23 protein-coding genes and 1 tRNA gene are annotated in these 19,394 nt (G+C 58.9%); 10 read left to right on the top strand and 14 right to left on the bottom strand.

From position 1 onward, the window contains the following. Positions 1-71: 71 nt before the first annotated feature. Positions 72-401, top strand: a complete 330-nt coding sequence (locus AC1DYF_RS21240; protein ID WP_477878750.1) for a transposase — start codon at positions 72-74, stop codon at positions 399-401. Positions 402-527: 126 nt separating this feature from the next. Here the strand turns inward: AC1DYF_RS21240 and AC1DYF_RS21235 are convergent, their stop codons facing one another. Next, entirely contained in the window at positions 528-1,499 is a 972-nt protein-coding gene (locus tag AC1DYF_RS21235; RefSeq protein ID WP_477878749.1) for an alpha/beta fold hydrolase, read from the bottom strand. 95 nt (positions 1,500-1,594) lie between these two features. Beyond that, positions 1,595-2,281, bottom strand: coding sequence for a glutathione S-transferase family protein (locus AC1DYF_RS21230; protein WP_477878748.1), 687 nt, complete (start codon positions 2,279-2,281; stop codon positions 1,595-1,597). A 108-nt stretch (positions 2,282-2,389) separates the two neighbouring features. On the opposite strand from AC1DYF_RS21230, the gene AC1DYF_RS21225 reads away from it, so the two are divergent. The 3 genes from AC1DYF_RS21225 to AC1DYF_RS21215 all read left to right on the top strand — a co-directional run bounded on the left by AC1DYF_RS21225 (position 2,390) and on the right by AC1DYF_RS21215 (position 4,748). After that, positions 2,390-2,962: a TetR/AcrR family transcriptional regulator gene (locus AC1DYF_RS21225; protein ID WP_477878747.1), complete on the top strand. Its 573-nt coding sequence runs from the start codon at positions 2,390-2,392 to the stop codon at positions 2,960-2,962. 391 nt (positions 2,963-3,353) lie between these two features. Next, positions 3,354-4,001: a hypothetical protein gene (locus tag AC1DYF_RS21220; protein WP_477878746.1), complete on the top strand. Its 648-nt coding sequence runs from the start codon at positions 3,354-3,356 to the stop codon at positions 3,999-4,001. A 429-nt stretch (positions 4,002-4,430) separates the two neighbouring features. Then, positions 4,431-4,748 (top strand): hypothetical protein, encoded by a 318-nt coding sequence (locus AC1DYF_RS21215; RefSeq protein ID WP_477878745.1) that lies wholly within the window; start codon positions 4,431-4,433, stop codon positions 4,746-4,748. A gap of 570 nt (positions 4,749-5,318) precedes the next feature. On the opposite strand, the gene AC1DYF_RS21210 is transcribed toward AC1DYF_RS21215, so the two are convergent. Then, positions 5,319-5,546: a hypothetical protein gene (locus AC1DYF_RS21210; RefSeq protein WP_477878744.1), complete on the bottom strand. Its 228-nt coding sequence runs from the start codon at positions 5,544-5,546 to the stop codon at positions 5,319-5,321. A 1,068-nt stretch (positions 5,547-6,614) separates the two neighbouring features. Here AC1DYF_RS21210 and AC1DYF_RS21205 point away from each other — a divergent pair. Next, positions 6,615-7,448: a glycosyltransferase family 2 protein gene (locus tag AC1DYF_RS21205; RefSeq protein ID WP_477878743.1), complete on the top strand. Its 834-nt coding sequence runs from the start codon at positions 6,615-6,617 to the stop codon at positions 7,446-7,448. A gap of 317 nt (positions 7,449-7,765) precedes the next feature. On the opposite strand, the gene AC1DYF_RS21200 is transcribed toward AC1DYF_RS21205, so the two are convergent. The 3 genes from AC1DYF_RS21200 to AC1DYF_RS21190 all read right to left on the bottom strand — a co-directional run bounded on the left by AC1DYF_RS21200 (position 7,766) and on the right by AC1DYF_RS21190 (position 8,721). Continuing rightward, complete coding sequence (locus AC1DYF_RS21200; protein WP_477878742.1) at positions 7,766-8,014, bottom strand: hypothetical protein; 249 nt, start codon at positions 8,012-8,014, stop codon at positions 7,766-7,768. Between the two features lie 169 nt (positions 8,015-8,183). Continuing rightward, positions 8,184-8,486: a hypothetical protein gene (locus tag AC1DYF_RS21195; protein ID WP_477878741.1), complete on the bottom strand. Its 303-nt coding sequence runs from the start codon at positions 8,484-8,486 to the stop codon at positions 8,184-8,186. Further along, positions 8,470-8,721, bottom strand: coding sequence for a hypothetical protein (locus AC1DYF_RS21190; protein ID WP_477878740.1), 252 nt, complete (start codon positions 8,719-8,721; stop codon positions 8,470-8,472). Before AC1DYF_RS21190 ends, AC1DYF_RS21195 begins: the two co-directional genes overlap by 17 nt. 111 nt (positions 8,722-8,832) lie before the next feature. On the opposite strand from AC1DYF_RS21190, the gene AC1DYF_RS21185 reads away from it, so the two are divergent. The 4 genes from AC1DYF_RS21185 to AC1DYF_RS21170 are packed head-to-tail and all read left to right on the top strand — an operon-like array spanning position 8,833 to position 10,704. Further along, the gene (locus AC1DYF_RS21185) at positions 8,833-9,210 is read left to right on the top strand and encodes a hypothetical protein (protein WP_477878829.1); all 378 of its coding nucleotides are present in this window, start codon (positions 8,833-8,835) and stop codon (positions 9,208-9,210) included. Next, positions 9,207-9,539 (top strand): hypothetical protein, encoded by a 333-nt coding sequence (locus tag AC1DYF_RS21180; protein ID WP_477878739.1) that lies wholly within the window; start codon positions 9,207-9,209, stop codon positions 9,537-9,539. Before AC1DYF_RS21185 ends, AC1DYF_RS21180 begins: the two co-directional genes overlap by 4 nt. Further along, a complete protein-coding gene (locus tag AC1DYF_RS21175; protein WP_477878738.1) occupies positions 9,539-9,877 on the top strand; it encodes a helix-turn-helix domain-containing protein in 339 nt (112 codons plus the stop codon). The genes AC1DYF_RS21180 and AC1DYF_RS21175 overlap by 1 nt, the downstream gene beginning before the upstream one ends. Positions 9,878-9,897: 20 nt before the next feature. Then, positions 9,898-10,704: a tyrosine-type recombinase/integrase gene (locus AC1DYF_RS21170; RefSeq protein ID WP_477878737.1), complete on the top strand. Its 807-nt coding sequence runs from the start codon at positions 9,898-9,900 to the stop codon at positions 10,702-10,704. An 84-nt stretch (positions 10,705-10,788) separates the two neighbouring features. Here AC1DYF_RS21170 and AC1DYF_RS21165 read toward each other — a convergent pair. From AC1DYF_RS21165 to AC1DYF_RS21135, 7 genes are all read right to left on the bottom strand, one after another. Continuing rightward, positions 10,789-10,863 (bottom strand) — tRNA-Val (locus tag AC1DYF_RS21165). Positions 10,864-10,985: 122 nt separating this feature from the next. Continuing rightward, a complete protein-coding gene (locus AC1DYF_RS21160) occupies positions 10,986-12,017 on the bottom strand; it encodes a histone deacetylase family protein (protein ID WP_477878736.1) in 1,032 nt (343 codons plus the stop codon). Positions 12,018-12,081: 64 nt separating this feature from the next. Beyond that, the gene (locus tag AC1DYF_RS21155; RefSeq protein ID WP_477878735.1) at positions 12,082-13,116 is read right to left on the bottom strand and encodes an ABC transporter substrate-binding protein; all 1,035 of its coding nucleotides are present in this window, start codon (positions 13,114-13,116) and stop codon (positions 12,082-12,084) included. 14 nt (positions 13,117-13,130) lie between these two features. Then, positions 13,131-13,934, bottom strand: coding sequence for an ABC transporter permease (locus tag AC1DYF_RS21150; RefSeq protein WP_477878734.1), 804 nt, complete (start codon positions 13,932-13,934; stop codon positions 13,131-13,133). Next, positions 13,927-14,850 (bottom strand): ABC transporter permease, encoded by a 924-nt coding sequence (locus tag AC1DYF_RS21145; RefSeq protein WP_477878733.1) that lies wholly within the window; start codon positions 14,848-14,850, stop codon positions 13,927-13,929. The genes AC1DYF_RS21150 and AC1DYF_RS21145 overlap by 8 nt, the downstream gene beginning before the upstream one ends. 1 nt (position 14,851) lies before the next feature. After that, the gene (locus tag AC1DYF_RS21140) at positions 14,852-15,949 is read right to left on the bottom strand and encodes an ABC transporter ATP-binding protein (RefSeq protein ID WP_477878732.1); all 1,098 of its coding nucleotides are present in this window, start codon (positions 15,947-15,949) and stop codon (positions 14,852-14,854) included. A gap of 304 nt (positions 15,950-16,253) precedes the next feature. Continuing rightward, positions 16,254-17,927 (bottom strand): amidohydrolase, encoded by a 1,674-nt coding sequence (locus AC1DYF_RS21135; protein ID WP_477878731.1) that lies wholly within the window; start codon positions 17,925-17,927, stop codon positions 16,254-16,256. A 319-nt stretch (positions 17,928-18,246) separates the two neighbouring features. Between AC1DYF_RS21135 and AC1DYF_RS21130 the strand changes: the two genes are divergently transcribed. Further along, positions 18,247-18,768: a hypothetical protein gene (locus AC1DYF_RS21130; protein ID WP_477878730.1), complete on the top strand. Its 522-nt coding sequence runs from the start codon at positions 18,247-18,249 to the stop codon at positions 18,766-18,768. A 2-nt stretch (positions 18,769-18,770) separates the two neighbouring features. Here AC1DYF_RS21130 and AC1DYF_RS21125 read toward each other — a convergent pair whose 3' ends face one another. Next, entirely contained in the window at positions 18,771-19,376 is a 606-nt protein-coding gene (locus AC1DYF_RS21125) for an imm11 family protein (RefSeq protein WP_477878729.1), read from the bottom strand. Positions 19,377-19,394 lie beyond the last annotated feature (18 nt).

Here is a 19,394-nt window from a genome sequence, read left to right as displayed (position 1 = left end):
TTTATGTTTGACTAATATTTTGCTAATTCGAAAAGTATTACTCCTGCCCGTAGTGCGCGGATGCGCGTGCCATGAACGACCAACTCAAGGAAATCAGCGCCCATGCCGCTAAAGGCGCGCATGCGCTGTTGTTATGCAATGGCGCCAGCAGGCATCAGACCGGGGGAGAACTCAAAGTGCCTGACAACATCACCATGATGTTCATCCCGCCTTATTCCCCCGAATTGAACCCGATGGAAAATGTCTGGCAATATCTGAGGCACAACCAGCTCGTACCCTCGTCTGGGAAAGCTATGAGGCGATTGTCGATGCCTGCGTCAACGCTTGGAACTTCCTCATCAATGATCCCCCGCCGAGTCCAGTCAATTGGGTCCAGACAATGGGCATGCATCAAACAATAGGCGGGCTGGCATTATTCTACTCGATCGTCTTTGAACCAATCGTTGCAGGTCTGATTGATGACCGGGGGGCTCAAAGTCGCCGGGGCTCAGGCTGCCGCCAGCCCCGGCGTTTTGTAGTCGACAGCGTCAGCTGCGAAGGAACGCCAGCAGGTCGGCGTTCAAGCGGTCCTTGTCGACATGCAGCAATCCATGCGAGCCGCCTTCGTAAACGATCAGCTTGGCATGCGAAACGAGACTGGCGGTCAGTTTCGCGGAGATCTCCAACGGGACGATCTGATCATCGTTGCCGTGGACTACCAGTGCGGGGACGCTGATCTTTTTTAGGTCGTCGCGGAAATCAGTCTCCGAGAAAGCGCTAAGCGCATGGTAGGCGGCAAGAAAACCGGTTGCCTGCCCCTGCCGCCAGTAGCTCTCCCGCAGCCCTTCCGAGACATGCGCCCCCGGCCGATTGAAGCTGTAGTATGGCACAGTGACGTCGAGATTCCACTGGGAGCGGTTGGCCTGCACGGCCGCGCGGAACGTATCGAACAACTCCTTCGGCGCACCGTTTGGGTTGGTGGCGGTCTTGAGCAGGAAGGGGGTCACCGAGGAGATGAAGGCGACCTTGGCGACGCGGCTCTGGCCATGGCGCGCCACATAGCGTGCAACCTCGCCACCGCCCATCGAATGGCCGACGAAGGTCGCCTCCCGCAGATCAAGCCCCTCGACCAGTTGGGCCAAATCGTCGGCAAAGGTATCGTAGTCGTATCCGCTGGATGGCTGGCTCGACCGGCCAAAGCCCCGGCGGTCATGGGCAACGACGCGATAACCGTTCTGCAGCAGGAAGAACATCTGGTCCTCCCAGGCATCGGACGACAGGGGATAGCCATGGCTGAACACGACGGCCGGACCGGCGCCCCAGTCCTTGTAGTAGAGGCTGGTGCCATCTTTTGTGACGAGGTGATCGCCGGATGGCTTGCCGGCACGGTTTGCCGCGGGGGGCTTTGCATCCGCGGGATTGGCGCCGGCCCCCGCGGCTGCAAGTCCGACGCCAGCGATGGCGACCCCTTTGAGCAGGTTGCGCCGCGTAGCGCTTTCGGGTGTTGAGATCGTAGACATGAGGAAACTCCGTGAGAATTGCCGCCTGGGACGGCGCGATTGGCAAATGTGGATGGGGGCGTCGGCGGGGCGTTCGAGCCGCATTCGCGCGGGCGTTAGAAGCCAAGCCTGCGCAGATCCTCAGAGACGAACATTTGGCCGCTGCGGTTCTTGACGCTCGGCAGTTCAGAGACTTTCGCGCGCCAGGACGTCAGGGCGGAGTAATCTTCAGGGATGCCAATGCCGGCGGCCTCCGCGAACATCAGCCCGGCAAACACAGTGATGTCGGYCATTGAGAACGCATCACCGGCAACGAACGGATGGTCCTCCAGCACCGTGTCGAAATATCTCATGCCGGCGAGCGCCTTATCGCGCTGGCGGATGCCCCAGTCTTGTCGGCCAGCCCATTCAGGGCTCTTGAACATTTGCAACTCGGCGCCGAGGCCAGGCGTCGCGTGGTGGAAGTAGTTGCCAACCGCGTCGAGTAGTTCGGTTTCCGCCCGCTTCTGCATCATGTGGATGACGGCCTTTTCCTTCGGCGTCTTGCCGGTGAGCCGCGGATCGCCGTCAAGATTGTCGAGATATTCCGTGATGGCGGTGGCCTCACTGATGTAGGCGCCGTCCTCGAGTTGGAGGACCGGCAGCACGCCCGAAGGGTTCTTTTCGAGGAAAGCTGGCTGCTTATGTTCGGCGCCGATGAGATCGACGGAGACGAACTCGACTTCAGGTTCGAGCCCTTTCTCGGCGAGGACGATCCGGATGCGGGCCGGATTGGGAAAGCCGGGGCGATCAAAGATTTTCATAGTAGACTCCTTAAACTGTCTATCGATAGATAGATTACGACCAGACGATTAGCCCTTTCCTTTTTTGACGTCAACAACTATCTATCGAGTGATAGGTAAGGGTTGGCGATGGCAAGAACGAAATATGATATGCGCGAGGCGGTGATGGCGGCCGCTAGAGCAACGGTGCAGGCGCACGGCTACAATGCCCTGAGCTTCCGCGAGCTCGCGAAGGAGGTAGGGATCAAGAGTGCCAGCGTGCACTACCACTTCCCGACCAAGGGTGACCTCGGGGCCGCTTTGGCGCGTCGCTATACCGAGGACGGGGCAGCCTACTTGGCGGAGTTGTTGGCGACGTCCAATGATGCTACCTGGTGCATGGATCGCTACGTGGAGATCTTCCGCTCCGCCCTGGCAAACGACAACCGCATGTGCCTGTGCGGCATAATGAGTGCCGAACTCGACGACCTTCCCCCCGAGGTCAGGACCGAGGTCGACAAGTTTGCCGAGACCAATGTCGGCTGGATCGCCAAGGTGTTGTCACGGGCAAGGACTACGGCGAGCGGGCAAGATCTGGAGGAGCACGCGATGGCGATCTTCGCTGCGATCGAGGGGGCCCAATTAATCGCACGCGGCTGCCAGGACATCGGGATTTATGACCGGACAATCCGGACCTATCGGATCACGGGCCTTATCCCCTGACCATGAGCGACGGTGCCAAGTGGAATTTCATCGTCGAAAGCGGCTTTAGTGGCATGGAACATGGACCATGACGCTTCAGCACAATTGGAGTTTAAACCATTAAAAATATTATAAAAAGGATGGTGGGCGTGACAGGGATCGAACCTGTGACCCCTTCGGTGTGAACGATTGGCCTATAAGCGACAGGCCGGGATTTCTCGGGACTGAGCGCTTCGCAAAGCGGACATTGGAGGCATATGTGCACCCAATGTTCCGCTTTTCAGGTTTGCCGAACCTAAGAGCACTTCGTAAAATCGCAGCGCCTCGACCTCGTCAAAGGTGGCTGCTTGCGTCTTGACTCGTCTCACCCTTGCGGTTGAAATATGGTCAATAGGTTGGAGGGCGCGCATCATTGGCCGACGCTGGCTTAACAAAGTTTTTGGAGGACGTCGTCGATAAGCTGAGACTTGGGGATGCGCGGCTTGGACTCCCGCCTGGCACGCTCCAGATGATGGCTCTCGATGATGATTACCTGATGGTGATCAAAATGATCGCAACCGTCGAGCCCACGATCAACGAACTTATTGCGCTGCAAATGTCCAGACCGATCGGCCTCGGGGGCAATCCGGCAGCTAGATTCAGCGGTGTAACGGACTTTGCCATTCGCCAATTGCCGTTATCCGGACGCGCAAGCAAGTTGGAGTTCGCGGAAGCCCTGGGCGTGCTAATGAAATGGGACAGGGATTTTGTTGAGGCTCTTTCTCAGATCAGAAACCGGTATGCTCACAACATTCGGAACGTCAGCAGACCGCTTTCAGAAATGGTCACCGAGGCGCTGAAGAATGACGCAAATTTCGGACTTAAGCTCTTCCGGTTGAAAGACGATTTTTCCACGATGGAAAATGCCGTTCTAAAACTTGCGTTGTTGTACTCGTTCGCCATTTTCATCGAGGATGCCGAACGCTACCATGCATTGTCGCACGATGGCCTTGCCGGCTTGTTCGGAGGGCTGCTGGCAAATATTCCGCCTACTGGCGACACTGCTGATGGCAATAAGTGATCCTTGCACAGTTCCGTACCACATCGCCAAAGGCATGTGCATGACACACATACCCTGCAGGTGTTGCCATGATGGCAATACCTTCCGGCCGTGGCAAAGGGTATCGCTACTGGCGATGGCCATAGGGTGTGGTCCAAACACCATGCCATTGTGCGGCGCATTCGGACTGGATTGGTAAAATCGGCCTCGGGAATATGGCAGATACAGCTCGGCCGGGCGATCCGCGAATATCTCAAAATCTCGGTGCCGGAAGCTGTGAATAGCACGGCTGAGAGAGCCGACACAGGCTGAGCCACCTGCATCTGTGACTTGACTCTCGAAAAAGAAGCCGTTGGATTGTCCTCTTCAAAGAGGAGGACTGTATAGATGGCTGGCAGACGCCCTTCTGCAATTCCCGCCGGAAGTTGGCCGCCTCGCATGAGGGCGGAAATGGCTGCCGGCTATGTCGGGGAAAAGCACGTCGAGGACTTCCTCGATCGGGTCGGCAAGGAATATCCGGCGCCGCGGGTTGTCGAGACGATGCGACGGAAGTTCTGGTATCGCCAGGATCTCGACAAGGCAATGAATCTTGTAGATGAACAGCCAATCGAAAAACCGTCGAGCGATCTGGGAGATAAGTTCATCGCAGGCATGGCGCGCAGGCGAGAGGAGCGCGAGGCGGAGAAGGCCAGGAAAAAGGAAGCTCGGGAAAAAGCAGAAGCTCTCAAGGCGGAGCGCCGCCAGCGCGGAAAACAAGCCTCGCCATGATGGCTGATGAAAATGCCGCTGCCCCTATTCGAAATTCAGGACAGCGGCACTCGCATCGGGCTGCTTCCTATTTCCAGTTCAGAAGCAGCGACAAGGACGGTAGCAGCCGCGGCGCCGGCGGGCTTTCAAAATCTTGCTACGGTCGCAAAATCTTGCTCAAGAATTTTCTCTTGCCAAAGGGTGACTGCTTGCATCTTGGCTCATGATTGCCCTGCTGCCGGCCGCTTGCAAGGCCGCTGTTACAACTCGTCACAAATCAGCACGATCTAATACACGATATAAGTTCATCCGATCAGGCAAATCAGTTAATTCCAATCCTCGACAGGCTGAACAGACAATCGCTCTCAGCTTCGGTGTCCTGGTCTAACCAGGGCGGCGGCCCGAAGTTGAACCTCCTCCCAGAGCGAACCTGAACATCGGTCAAGCACGACAATTGGCGGCACTCGTCGTGCACTCATTCAAGAACGAGGCAAAGCCGGTGCACAGGGGACGTGCGCCGGCTTTTCTTGTTTCATCCGAAATCCATGATCGCAGACGACGCTTACCAATGCCCGCACCCCGCCGACGTGATCATGACGATAAGGATGCGAGCAATTCCTGTTCGAACATAGGGTTCTCATCCAAACCGAGCCTGATGCGCTCGCCGCAGGCATAGACGATCGCGTCGCGCTCGACGTCGAAGCGTGCGCATCGCTCCTCGCCATTTTCGCAGACGCGAATGTCATAGCCGTCACCATCATGGACAACGATTACCGCTGCCGCGGAAGGCCTGAAATTGCGCTTGGGGGAGACACCCATGGCCTGCCTGCTTTCCAGTAGGGGCGGAAGCGGCTAGCTCTCAGCCGGCCGCGCCCTTGGCATTGGCAGCCGGTATTTACAGTGTGCGCCCGACGCGCCGTTGAGTCCATCAAAAACGTCCGGTATCGGGCACTAAATGTCGTTTTTGAGAAACAGTGCGGCCCCACCTCGGCACATTCGGCACCCCTGAATGAAAGTTCCATGACAACCGTTTGACGCTGGCGGCGTTAGACTTGCGACGAAGCGAGAAAATAAGAAGCCCACCGCAGAGGGGCTCACGGTGGGCCTCGTACACGGCTCGGAGGCGAATACCTTGAGGGGAACCACGGTAAGCCGAGCCTGGCGTCCGAGGACAACGCCAGATGAACTTGAGCGTTCCGGCACCGTCAGATACCGTACAAACCTAAGAATGCGGCCCGGATTTCGCAAGGCAGAGCTGGGCGGGAGCTTTATCCAGACCAAGAGCGAGTGCTGACAGAGATGAAATGATCGCGACTTTGATCGTTTGCGCGCTCTTGGTATCCACACCGCAAGATCGATTGGTCGTAAAGCGCCCTACGAAGTATTGCGACCTATGTTCCCGAGAATTAATATCGATGTTCGGACAGGGATGCGCGGGGGTGCCATGAGGGAACCGCTAGCCGTATTTGCTGTTCGACGCCCGCAGCGCGCTCAAACCCCACTTGAGCCCTGCGTGCCCTGATGGTCGCTCTCCGCTGCGATGCCCCTTTTCGCAGCAATCCCGCACCACCTGACGCGGGAAAAAGGAGAGCGGCTTTCCAGGGAACTGATGTTTCCTTATCTTGTTCGCGAGGTACAGGATGCCTGCGGCCACCCAATTCCAAAAGCCGTGCGTGGTCATCATACCGACAAACCCAAGCCGATATGGACGCCCGCGCCGGGCCCATTCTCGCCTTGGTTAGGCGCGGATGGAGCCGGAACATCTTGCCGAGTCTGCCGTTCCACAACGCAGCAATTTACTATTGATGCGGAAAGTTGTTCCTGAAGTTGGTCAGACAGATCAAAAGACGCTATAAATTTGGTCAGGTCAATAAGCTGAAACCAAGGATGGATGACACTTCAAAACTGACTGTGATCGTGGTCAACTATGGAACCCCTGAACTGACAATACGTTGCGTCAGTTCAATTGCCGCCGTCGGTGTAGCCCGACCCGATCAAATCGTCGTCGTAGATAACTATTCGCAGGACGGCTCGCTCAAGCGAATCCAAAAGGGGGTCCCGCCTGAGGTGGTATTTATCGCCGCCTCCCATAACGGCGGGTTCGGCGCCGGTGTGAACCTTGGCTTCCGCAACGCCACGGGTCGCTATCTCCTCGTCCTCAATCCCGACACCTATTTCAAATTCGACAGCGTTTCGCCCGTGCTGAGCCACATGGAAGCCAGCAAGGACGTCGGAATTGTCGGCCTCGACCTGATCAATCCGGACGGCAGCAGACAGTATTCGGGGCGGCGCTTCTATTCGCTCATGGATGTGTTTGCACGCCGGGTGAAACAGGCCGGACAGTTGATGCGGCGCCGGATCGACCGGCACCTGATGCGTGACGCTTGGATCGGGGAACGTCCTTTCGAGGCTGACTGGGTGATGGGAACCGGCTTCGTCATACGCCGCGACCTCTATGAAGAACTGGGCGGCATGGACGAAAGCTATTTCCTCTATATGGAGGACGTCGATCTCTGCGCCCGTGTCTGGCGGGCGGGCAAGCGTGTGATCTGCTATCCTGGGGCACAGCTTGTTCATGACCACCAGCGTTCCAGCTCAGCCGGTGTGCTGACGTTCGCGGGCAGAACACATATAAAAAGCCTTCTGCTCTTTCGAAAGCGGTTCGCGCTGCCGCTCATGAAGTCGCCAGGGGTTCAGAGAATAGTGAACTGCAAATCGTGACGAGCACTCAGATTTTGGTTGGCCGGGGTGCTGCCCTGCAGAGCGGGTGGGGACGGCGGCTAGGCTCATAGATCATCCCCCCCGGTCGACCGATTCCGTGATGGCCGAAACAAGTTCCGCGCTGGGACGCGGTTAGGGTTAAGTTTGATCTGTCATTGCTCTGTAGTAGCGGCGATGCATACTTGTTCAACCGGATGCGGGCGCTCCCCCGCCAGGTGGGAAACCACTGTCTTACCCCGCAAACCAGAGCATCCGGAAATTACGATGGGGATGGCACAGCCCTGCCGTCCCACATTTTATGTCATGGGGAGATATCCTCACCGATGCGGCAAGATCCCGAGGCGATGAATTCGCTTGATGGACCGCTCGATCTCTTCCAAGATCACGGCCTGGATGTCAACATAGCCGTCGAGCTTGCTATCAGCCACTGCGTCGGTGTTGATTGTATTAAGGGTGCCTACCACGCAGCCATCGATAAAGATGCTGTATTGCAACTCCTCCCCCACAAGTTCCTTAGCAATCTCAAGGTGGCTCCCGTTCTGATCGAACGTCTTGATGACACCCATTGACTTCCCTCCAGTCGGATTGCAACGCTGGACTATGCCGTCGTCGGCTTGGGCAAGCAAGGTGTAGGCGTTGTACTTCCTTCGGCAAAGAACGCAAGTCCGTTAGACTGGAGACAATTTGGCGCCGATGCCGGTTGCACGCAGCATTGTTGGAACGCGGCGCGCCGCATCAGGTCCGCCGGCCAACCTCTCTAGACAATTCTCTGATCTCGTCACGAACGCGGTCCAGCATGTCTGTCTGCAGGTCGACCGACTCCGTATGCCGATGCAGCGCGGCTGTGGCGGCATTGAGCGCGGTAGGATCAACGATTACGGCTGCTACTTGGGCCGCGGGCACATCCCGCGCCGGGTCCGCGTCCCTACCCTTTAGGATGCCGCGCCAGGAAGCCGCGATTACCGCGGCGAACACGGCTGCAAACGCCACGGCCGCTGGCATCGGGAGCTTGCCAACGAACTCAATGAGTTCTTCCATAGTTCTCTCCGACATCGTGAGCAGCACGGCTGATATTGACGAACTCAGTCACCACAAACAGTGGGTAGAGGACGATCCATGCGCTCACGATTCCGGAAAGCCAGTAGCAATAGCACATGCAAAAAAAGATCATCGCGCCGCAGCCGGCGCCTATCATGCGGATATGGGGCGTGACGTTCTGCCGTGCCCCGTTGACGATGAGACCAGCGATACGGAGCACGCCGAGGAACAACATGGCGGAGCCGAGGGCCTATCCCAACTGGGACGTCTACAGCCATTTCTCGATCAACGAGAGCACTGGCGGCTGCACCGCCGTCATCCTAACCGAACGGGAGGGCTAGAGGTGATGGACTTCTTTGCTCCAGCAATCCCGGCCGAGCGCGTCCTATCGCCGGCCCTGCGCGTCCATATGGTCGACGGCGACGGCTTCGAGCCGCACCTGATGAGCCGACGTGATTATGTCCTGATCGCTCCGGTCAATGAATATGTCTGTGAAGGCATTTACCTCATTCACGATGGCTTCGGCCCGGTGCTCTATCGCGTCCAGCGCTGCCTCCTCAAAGATGAGCCGATCGTGATGACGCTCGACAACCCGGCGTACCGTCATCAGGAAACCGGCGGTCACCGGTGCTCGCTCGAAAAGTTCAATGAAAACGTGCTCGGCATCGTCGTCGCCGACGTCAAGGTCCGGAATGAGCGATTCTTGCGGGAGACGCTGTCATGAGGAAAATCACTGAAGCCAACGTCGACCAGATCATGGACGACGCGACCCTCCTCGATGTCTGCGCCGCCGCGCTGCTGGTGGAGGAGGATGCGGAGCGCACGCGTCGCAACGTCTCGCGGCTGCTCGAGTCCGTGGCGGCGCGCATGGGGCACACCATCGACATACTCGACAGCCTGTTCGACGAAAGCCGTGCCTCGCCGGCTCCTACCGTCGTGTCCGGCCCGGAGGTGGCCGACGTCGTATTCATCGGGGACGAAATTCTCCGGATATGGGATCGCCTCGCCGCGCGGAAGCGGGCTGTGGATAACGGGGAAAGCGGGGGAAAGTGATGGAGACAGTCTTCACACCCACGACCCTTGCCGAGCGGTGGGGTTGCTCCGAGCGCCATGTTCGGCGGCTTATCAATCGCGGCGAGCTCGGCTGCTTCAAGCTTGGCGGCAAGCTCGTCCGTATCCGTCAATCAGATGTTGAGAGGTTCGAATGCAAAAGCAACAATGGAGAGTTACCCGGCTCCAAGGCGAATTCTGCGTCGCCTGGGACGAAATCGGGCCAAATGGGAAGCCCATCCGCCGACGTTATCGTCTTGGCACCACTGACCAGCGAGAAGCGCACGCGCGCGCGGCGGCTCGATATTCGGCCCTCACCCGACCAGCCGGGAAGACAGTAAAGGCGCTGTGGGATAGCTACGTGCTCGACAAGGCGGGCAAGGCCGTGCTCGACACGATGAAGCATACCTGGAAAGCGCTCGCTCCGGTGTTCGGTCACCTCGAGGGCGAAGCGATCACCGCCGACGACTGCCGGAGCTATACTAAGATGCGGCGCGAGGCGAAGAAGTCGGACGGCTCGATCTGGACAGAACTCGGTCATCTGCGAACTGTGCTGGTTTGGGCACGCGACAACAAGCTGATCAGCGATGCCCCGAAGATCGAACGGCCGCCTAAGCCCGAGCCGAAGGATCGGTACCTGACACGCGAGGAAGTGGGCCGGATGCTGGACGGCGCCAAGGTGCCCCATATCCGCCTGGCGATCCTGCTGCTGATCTCGACCGGCGCCCGGGCGACCGCCGCGCTGGAATTGACATGGGACCGCGTCGACTTCGTTCGCGGGATCATCCAGTTGCGGAACCCCTTCGACAAGACAGCGCGCAAGGGCCGCGCCACGGTGCCGATGAACGCGACACTGCGGGCAGAACTCGAAGAGGCGAAGAAAGCCACCCTCACCCGCTTCGTTATCGAGTGGGCCGGCGAGCAGGTGAAATCGATCAAGAAGGGCATCAAGGCTGCAGCCGCGGCGGCGAAACTGGACGACGTCTCGCCCCATGTGTTCCGCCACAGCGCCGCCGTCTGGCTGGTGGAAGACGGTCATTCCTTCGAGGAGGTTGCCCAGTTCTTGGGGCACAGCGACGTCCGGCTAACCTTCAAAGTCTACGGCCGTTTTTCGCCGACGCACCTGCGCGGATTGGCCGATACACTGGAGATCAAGAGGGCAAAATGAGGCTCAGGTTCGGTCAAACCTGGAGAGCAGTTCGTAAAACACCCGCAACGCCGTCTGAAAGTGCTGGAAATCTCGGGCTTCGGATGGTGGGCGTGCACAGGATCGAACTGTGGACCCCTTCGGTGTGAACGAAGTGCTCTCCCGCTGAGCTACACGCCCATCCTATTGAAAAACAAAGGTGATTTGCTTTTCTGTATCGCGAGGATGCGGGGAATTAGCAGGTTTCCCGGACCATTGCAAGGGGCGGTTCGGAAAACCGGCCCACCCTCCGCGAAAAATTCTCAGCCGCCTTCGAAGCCGGTCAGCACGCCCACGGCGTTGACGCCGATTTCGGCGACGGCGTAGCCGCCTTCCTGGACGAAGAGCGTCGGCAGGCCGAGCCTGGCGATCGTGGCACCGATCTTGGGGAAGTCCTCGGTCTTGAGTTTGAATTTCGAGATCGGGTCCTTCTCATAGGTGTCGACGCCGAGTGAGATGATCACGACGTCCGGTGCATAGTCCCGGAGCTTGCGGCAGCCGTCTTCCAGCGCCTCGTTCCAGGTGCTCCAGTCCGTGCCCCAGCGCATTGGATAGTTGATATTGAAGCCGTGGCCTTCGCCCTCGCCCGTCTCGTCGGCACTGCCGAGGAAATAGGGATATTCCTGCATCGGGTCGGCATGCAGGTTGATCACCTGCACGTCGGAGCGGCTGTAGAAGATTTCCTGCGTGCCGTTGCCATGGTGATAATCGACGTCGAAAATGGAGACGCGGGCAGCACCCTGGTCGAGGAACCATTGGGCAGCGACGGCGGCATTGTTGATATAGCAATAGCCGGCCATGAAATTGTGGCCGGCATGGTGGCCCGGCGGCCGACAGAGCGCGTAAGCCGCGCGTTCGCCGCCCTTGACCAGGCCGGCCGCGGTCAGCGCCACATCATGCGAAGATTTGATCGCGTCCCAGGTGCCCTCGACAAAGCCGCAGCCGCCGTCGAAGGAATAGAAGCCGAGCTGGCCGTCGATATGTTCCGGCAGCTTGTCGCCGCGCAGGCCGCGGGTCGGCCAGGTGAAGGGGAGTGCGGTGCCGTCGCGGCCTTCCGCCTTCCAGCGCGGATAGATGGTCGGCAGGAAATCGAGAAAGGCCTTGTCCTGCACCTTGGCGGCGGTCGAGAGATCGTGCTCCTGCGGCGCCAGCACCGGCCCGAGCTTCACGTCATCGATGCGTGACAGGATGAACGCCGCGCGCGAGGGCATTTCGAAGGCCGGCACGATGGCGCCGGCCACCAGTTCGACATTGCCGGAATGGCCCTTATGGCGCTCGGAATAGACGGTTTTCATGCGATTTCTGCCGGAATGAGGAAATGGAACGGCCGCCTCGCGGGGCGAGGCGGCCGGGTAAGGCTTACTTCTGCAGTTCGGTCCATATCTTGGTGTAGAGCGCCTGCACATCCGGCGGGCAGGTCTGCGATTGCACGCCGACGGACTTGAACTGGTCCGGCACGTTGATTTCCGGCGCGTCCTTCATGTCGGCCGGCATATATTTTTCCGAACCAAGGATGCCGTTCGCATAGCGATGGAAACCCGAATTCATGCCCGCGCTTTCAGGATCCATCATGAAATTCTGGAAGAGCTTGGCATTCTCGACATTCTTGGCCTCCTTGAGCACGACCAGATTGTCGGACCAGTAGACGAAGCCTTCCTTCGGATAGCCGAAATGGATTTTTGGATTGGCCAGGCGCTGGCGGAAGGCCGAGCCGTTCCAGTCGCTGGTGGCGGAAAAATCGCCGGCGGTCATCTTCTGGATGGTGTTATATTCCATCGCCACCCAATAGGGCTTGGCGGCCATCAGCGTATCGCGGGCTTTCTTGAGCACCGTGAGGTCGCCCGTGCACTTCTTGCCGCCATTGTAGAGGATCGCCGCATCCATGACGTCGGACATTTCCGGAACGACGTTGATCTTGCCCTTCAACTCCTCCGGCGGATTGAAGATGATGCTCCAGGTGTTGATGTCGCCCTTGTAGACGTCGGTGTTGACGACCACGCCGACAATGCCCATCGCCCACGGAACCGAATATTTGCGGCCCGGATCGAACGGCGGATCGGTCCATTGCTTGGCGACATTCTTGAAATTCTCCATCTTGCCCGGATCGGTTTCGAGCAGCAGGCCCTCCTGGATCCAGATCGGCAGATAGTTCTGCGACGGCACGGCCATGTCGAAACCGGTGCCGCCCTGCCGGACCTTGGCAAGCGCGGTGTCGTTCGAGTCATAGTCGGTGATCGTCACCTTGATATTGTATTTCTGCTCGAACTTCTTGATCATGTCGGGGCTGGTATAATTGCCCCAATTGTAGATATGCAGTTCGCCATCGGCGCGGGCGAGACCGACCGATGCCATCAGCATCGCGGCTGCCGTCAGTAATTTCCTTCCCAGTTTCATGGTTCTACCTTTCCTCATTGTGCACGCTTGTTGTTGATGAAGAAGAAGATCGTCACCGCCGCCACGGACAGGAGCAGGAAGACGGTGGAAATGGCATTGACCTCCGGCGATGTCGCGCGGCGGATCTGGCCGAGCATGTAGGTCGGCAGCGTGTCCTGCCCGCCCGACTTGACGAATTCGGTGATCACGACATCGTCGAGCGAGATGACGAAGGCCAGCATGAAGCCGGCAATGATGCCCGGCCAGAGCAGCGGCAGGGTGATGTGGCGGAACGCCTGGATGGGTGTCGCATAAAGGTCGGCAGCCGCCCGTTCGAGCGTCAGGTCCATATTCTCCAGCCGCGCCCTGACAGGCAGGTAGGCAAAGGGAATGCAGAAGGCCGTGTGGGCGGCGATCAGGTAGCCGAGCCCGGAATAGCCGGTCCAGATCTTGATGCGCGAGAAGAAGATCAGCAGCGCCACCGCGGTGACGATTTCCGGCACCATCAGCGGCAGGTTGATGAACGCATATTTGGCGGTCAGCCCCCGATACGCTGCCGTCCGCGTCGTCGCGATCGCCGCCAGCGTCGCGGTGATGGTCGCCAGAATGCCGGCGATCAGGGCGATCTGGAAGGAGCGCAGCGAGGCGTCGATCACATCGACATTGCCGGCGGCCTTGTAGAACCAGCGCAGCGACAGGCCCTGCCAATGCGCCATGCTGTCGCCCGAGTTGAAGGCGAACACGACCAGCACCGCGATCGGCAGGTAGAGGATGAAGAACGAGATCATTGCGATCGTCGTGAAGCCGGCCTGGCGGCGGATGTTGAACTGCCTAGCCATGCCCCTTCTCCGTCGATGATCCGGCATTGCGGACATAGGCAAGCAGCGCCACCATGACGATCACCATCAGCGCGATCGAAATCGCCGAGCCGAGCGGCCAGTTCCGGCCCTGGCCGAATTGCAGCTCGATCAGGTTGCCGAGCATCATGTTCTTGCCGCCGCCGAGCACCGAGGGCGTCACATAGGCGCCGAGCGAGGGAATGAAGACCAGGATGGAACCGGCGATCATGCCCGGCTTGACCAGCGGGATGATGATCCGCCGCAGCACCTGGAACGGTGTCGCATAGAGATCGTAACCGGCCTCGACCAGGCGGAAATCGAGCTTTTCCATGCTGGCATAGAGCGGCAGGACCATCAGCGGAAGGTAGACATAGACCATGCCGATCAGGATCGCCGCATCGGTGAACAGCATCTGGATCGGCTTGCCGATAATGCCGAGATCGATGAGGATGGTGTTGATCAGCCCCTCGTTGCGCAGCACTTCCAGCATGGCGAAGGTGCGGATGAGAAGATTGGTCCAGAAGGGTATGGTGATCACGAACAGCCAGAGCTCGCGCGTCTTGGCCGGACGGGTGGAGATGAAATAGGCGGTCGGAAAGCCGAAGATCAGCGTCAGGATCGTGGTCAGCACGGAGAGCCGCACCGAACGCAGGAGAATCGAGAGCTGCGCGTCGGCGAAGGACAGCGTGCCGTCAAAGATATCGCGTTCGAAGAACACGTTGAACCAGCCATCGGTCGAGAACTTCCACACCACGTCGCCATAGGGGCCGGCCGTCAGGAAGGAATAGACGACAACGATCAACAGGGGACCGGTGGCAGCGAGCAGGATGATCAGCAGTGCCGGCGTGGAAAGCAGCCAGCGATTGCGAACATCTTTCCGTATCTCCCTGGCGATCAGTTGCTCATGACTTGCCATGTCAACCTCTGAGCACACGGATCGAATTGGCCGGGAAGCTCACGCCGACACGGTCACCGCCGGCATAGCTTCCCTCTTCGCCGGGCCGGTTCTGCTGGCGCACGGTAAACAGTGTTCCGTCGGCCAGCTTGACGTTGAAATAGGTGTCGGTGCCGAAATAGACGATGTCCTCGAGCGGGCCGCTGGCAATGGCGCGTTCGCCGCCACTCGCCCCGACGAGGCGGGCATGTTCCGGGCGGATCATCACCGTGACCTCGTCTCCGGCGGCGACCGATTTCGGCGCCGGCGCGATCACCGAGACGCCGCAATTGAGCGCGATCACCGCCTCGTCGCTGGCGAGCGATTCGATCTTGCCCTTGAGGAAATTCGTCTCGCCGATGAAGTCGGCGACGAAGCGGTCCGCCGGCCGGTCATAGATGTCGCGCGGCGAGCCGACCTGCAGGATATTGCCCGATGACATGACCGCGATGCGGTCCGACATCGTCAGCGCCTCTTCCTGGTCATGGGTGACGAAAACGAAGGTAATGCCGGTTTCGGCCTGCAGGCGCTTGAGCTCGATCTGCATTTCCTTGCGCAGCTTGTAGTCGAGCGCAGAAAGCGGCTCGTCGAGCAGCAGCACTTTCGGCGACGGCGCCAGCGCCCGGGCCAGCGCCACGCGCTGCTGCTGGCCACCCGAGAGCTGGCTGGTGGCACGCTTGGCGAACTGCTCCATCCTGACCAGCTTCAGCATCTGGTCGACGCGAGCGGCAACCTCCTGCTTGCTCTTGCCGAGCATTTTCAGCCCGAAGCCGATATTGTCGGCGACGCTCATATGCGGAAAGAGCGCGTAATTCTGGAAGACGGTGTTGATCGGCCGCTTGAAGGGCGGCATTTCGGCGATATTGTCGCCATAGAGCGCCAGTTCGCCTTCCTGCGGGAATTCAAAGCCGGCGATCAGCCTGAGCAGCGTGGTCTTGCCGCAGCCCGATGGGCCGAGAAGGGTGAAAAACTCATTCTGGCGAATGGAAAGATTGGCGCCGTGGACCGCCGCCACCCGATATTCGCCGTAACCGTAATATTTTGTGACTCCGCGAATTTCGATCGCGTTCTGATCAGCCATAATAGCTCACATCGCCCGTTTACCCTTGATTCCATCAGCGTGGAACCGCCGAAAAATGGGAAAAGTGCACCCTCCTCGTGCCGTAGCGAATAGCAATGTCGCCTCTGTTCCCAATCGCGCCGTCGCCCAGTCTTTGATCGGGTCTTACGGCGAAACCGACGCTAACTCACCACAGCGGATGGGAATTGACAACTGCTATTGACCGTTCGTTCAATATATTTTCTCGGGGCCTTGCTTCGGCCTAAACGAAGCAAGGCGCAAACCGGGTCGGATTTATTGAATCCCCCGGCCAGATGTGGCGCACTCACACCGCATAGGTTACCCGGCCGCCGCAAATGACCTTCACCGGACGCACCATATGCAGGTCATCCGGCTGGACCTCCTCCACCGGCGCGCTCAGCAGCGTCAGATCGGCGAAGTAGCCGGGCCTGATCATGCCCTTGCGGTCTTCGGCGAACTGCGCATAGGCGCCTTCGATCGTGTAGGCGGCAATGGCTTCGATCAGCGAAAAGCTCTGGTCCGGATCGCTCTCGGCCCATTTCTTGCGCGTCACCGCGGCCTGGATGCCGGCCATCGCATCGATCGGCGACACCGGCCAATCCGAGGCAAAGGGGATATGCGCACCGGCTTCCTTCAACGTCCGCCAGGCATAGGAATAGGGCCAGCGGGCGCGGCCGATCATCGACACGGTCGGCTCCAGCGGCAGGCCCATGGCGCCCGGCGGATGCGGCGGCTGCATCGAGGCGATGACGCCGAGCGCCTTGAAGCGCGGGATGTCGTCGGGGTGGATCACCTCGATATGCTCGACGCGATGGCGGCTGTCGCGCCTGCCATTGGCCTCTTGCGCCGCCTCGTAGCCGTCGAGCACGGCCCGCACGGCGCCGTCGCCAATGGCGTGCACGGCAATCTGCAGGCCGCGCCGGTCGATCTCGATCGCCGCCGCCTTCATCTCATCCGGCGTGAACAGGCTCTCGCCACCGCGCGAATCCGGCTTGTTGGCATAGGGCTCGACCATGATCGCCGTCCAGCTGTCGAGCACGCCGTCAAAGAACATCTTGACCACGCCGGATTTGAGGAAATCCGAATGATAGGCTTCCGCCATCATCGACGCCTTTTCCAACGCCGAGAGCGGCATGAAATTCTTGAGATGGAAGGGGATCTGCACCCGGCATGGCAGAAAACCGTCGCGCTCCTCGATCTCGGCCAGCAATTGCAGCTGATAGAGATTGCCATCCATGCATTGCAGCGAGGTAAAACCGTGCTCGGCGCAATAGGCGAGGCCGCGGCGCATGACGGCAATATCCTTCTCCCATTCCGCCCCGACCGGATAGGGATTGGGCTCGCCGCCGGTGGACAGGCCAAGGCGATAGCGGTCGAAGCCAGAGGCAGTGAACAGCGGCCCGAATGCCTCCATCTCGCGCAATTCGCCATTGGCAAGCCCATCCTCGCCCATAACCACTTCCTGGCCCGGCCCGAGTTGCTTGCCATTGAGCAGGCCGGCGAATTCCAGCGCCTTGGTATTGGCCCATACGGTATGGTGATCATGCGCGACGATGGCGAACGGACGGTCGGCAATGATCCGGTYGAGATGATGGCGGGTGACGYGCTCGTCGCCGCCGAGGATGGTGTAATCCGCCCCCTGCCCATAGATCACGGTTTCGTTCGGGCGGGCTGCCGCATAGGTCTGCGCGGCCTGTTTCAGGGCTTCGAAACCGTGCACGCCGGTGAGATGCAGATGATCGAGCTCCGCTGCGCCGGAGAAAAGGTGCAAATGGTTTTCGGAAAAACCCGGCACCAGCGTATTGCCGCCGGCCTCGATGATCTCCGCTTCCGGCTTGGCGAGCGCCCGCATCTCGACATTCGAGCCGACACCAACAATACGCCCGTCCTCTGCGTAAACCGCTTCTGCCCGCGGATTGTCAGGGTCCATTGTCAGGATCTTGGCATTGAGGATCAGGATGGGGCGGATGTCTGACATGGCCACACTTGCGCTGGATGATTCTATGGAGCGGTACATGATATACAGCAGGAGGATCGGATTACCACGCCCGATCAATTGCACGCTTTGGTTTCAACGAGTAGTCTGCACCTGAATTCAAAGCAAAGAGGCGAAGCGATTGGCGAGAGTAGTATCGCGTTTCATGGAAGGCGAGGAGAACAGTGCGCTTGGCAAGGCAATAGCGGAGGAGCCGGCCACTTCGCGTGAGAGCAGAGCGTGGTATGTCGCAGTCGCGATGCCGCACATGCATGATTCGCCACGCTATGAAAGCATGTGGTGTCCAGGCGGAGGGCTTAATATGATCGTCGTTTCGCTGACGCGGAAAGGCGCGTTGGCGGAAGCGCACTTCGATCGATTGATGAGCCCACCGAGAAAGTCGGTCGAAACACCCTTGAGGCTATTCGAGTTCAACATTCGGCTCGATGCCGTATTGGATCTCAGCGCTCCCAAAAAACTTGCCAAATTCGGGCTCACAATGCCGACGCTGGAGCGTTTTTACGACATCCACGATGGCGTCCGCCGCCTGGAAGTGGAGGATGTGATCATGAGGCAAACGCTCATCAAGATAGATGGCGCGATCCGAAAAGTGGATCGGGTCACGGAACAATTTACGCGCGCGGACAAGGTCACAAATGTCGCGAGCTGCGTCGGTTTCGAAGGCATGCTGGTTCCGAGCCTTCGGCATGACGGTCTTAATCTGGTCGTTTTCTACCACAGTTCTCTCTGCGATCGGCAGATTATCGCACATGACACCATTCGGGATATCGTCGATCTCGGCCCAGTCAATTGGAGCAAAATGCCATCGCCCAAATGCAGCTGATGTCAGACATCCCGCGCTTTGCGTACTTCAAAGAACCGAAGGCGGCGGCGCGCTATTTCATCATGTAGGGCATTCGAAATCAGCAGGCTCCCGGGATAACGGCGCTCGCGCCAACAGTTGAGGCCGCGCATAGCCGCAGTGTTGAAGACGATGTTGACCGGCCCGGTTGTTCCATGATTGTGATTGAACCGCATTTTCTCACGATCGAATCCCTGAAACGCCATCGAACCGACGTCGGATTGCTCATCTATCACACTGTCCTGCATTGCATGCACGTTGAGGACAAAACGCACCTCGGTCGGAGAATTGCTGCTCACCTTGATGGGCAGCGTCTGATGGACGCCAGGATCCAACTCCTTCAACAAATCGCGCAGGGCTGTCGAGATGATCAGGATGCCATTGTCGGACCGGAAAATGTCGCGGAATTTTTTCCAGGGGGCGTGAAGTCGAGCCGGTACCTCCTCCGGCAACAGAAACCGCGTGCCATCCTTAAAAACTTTTGAAATTTCTGCTGCGCGGCTCAGATCAGGCTTTTTTGTTTCGCGATCAAACCGCGAAGCACTGATGAAATAGGGAGAAAGTGACGTCTGTTCGACAATATAGGTCATAGTCGACATCCACTTCTG

This window comes from Rhizobium sp. P2_G9 (genome assembly GCF_056403475.1).
Note: the sequence above shows the minus strand (reverse complement) of the source record. Positions and strands in the feature narration are given on the sequence as shown.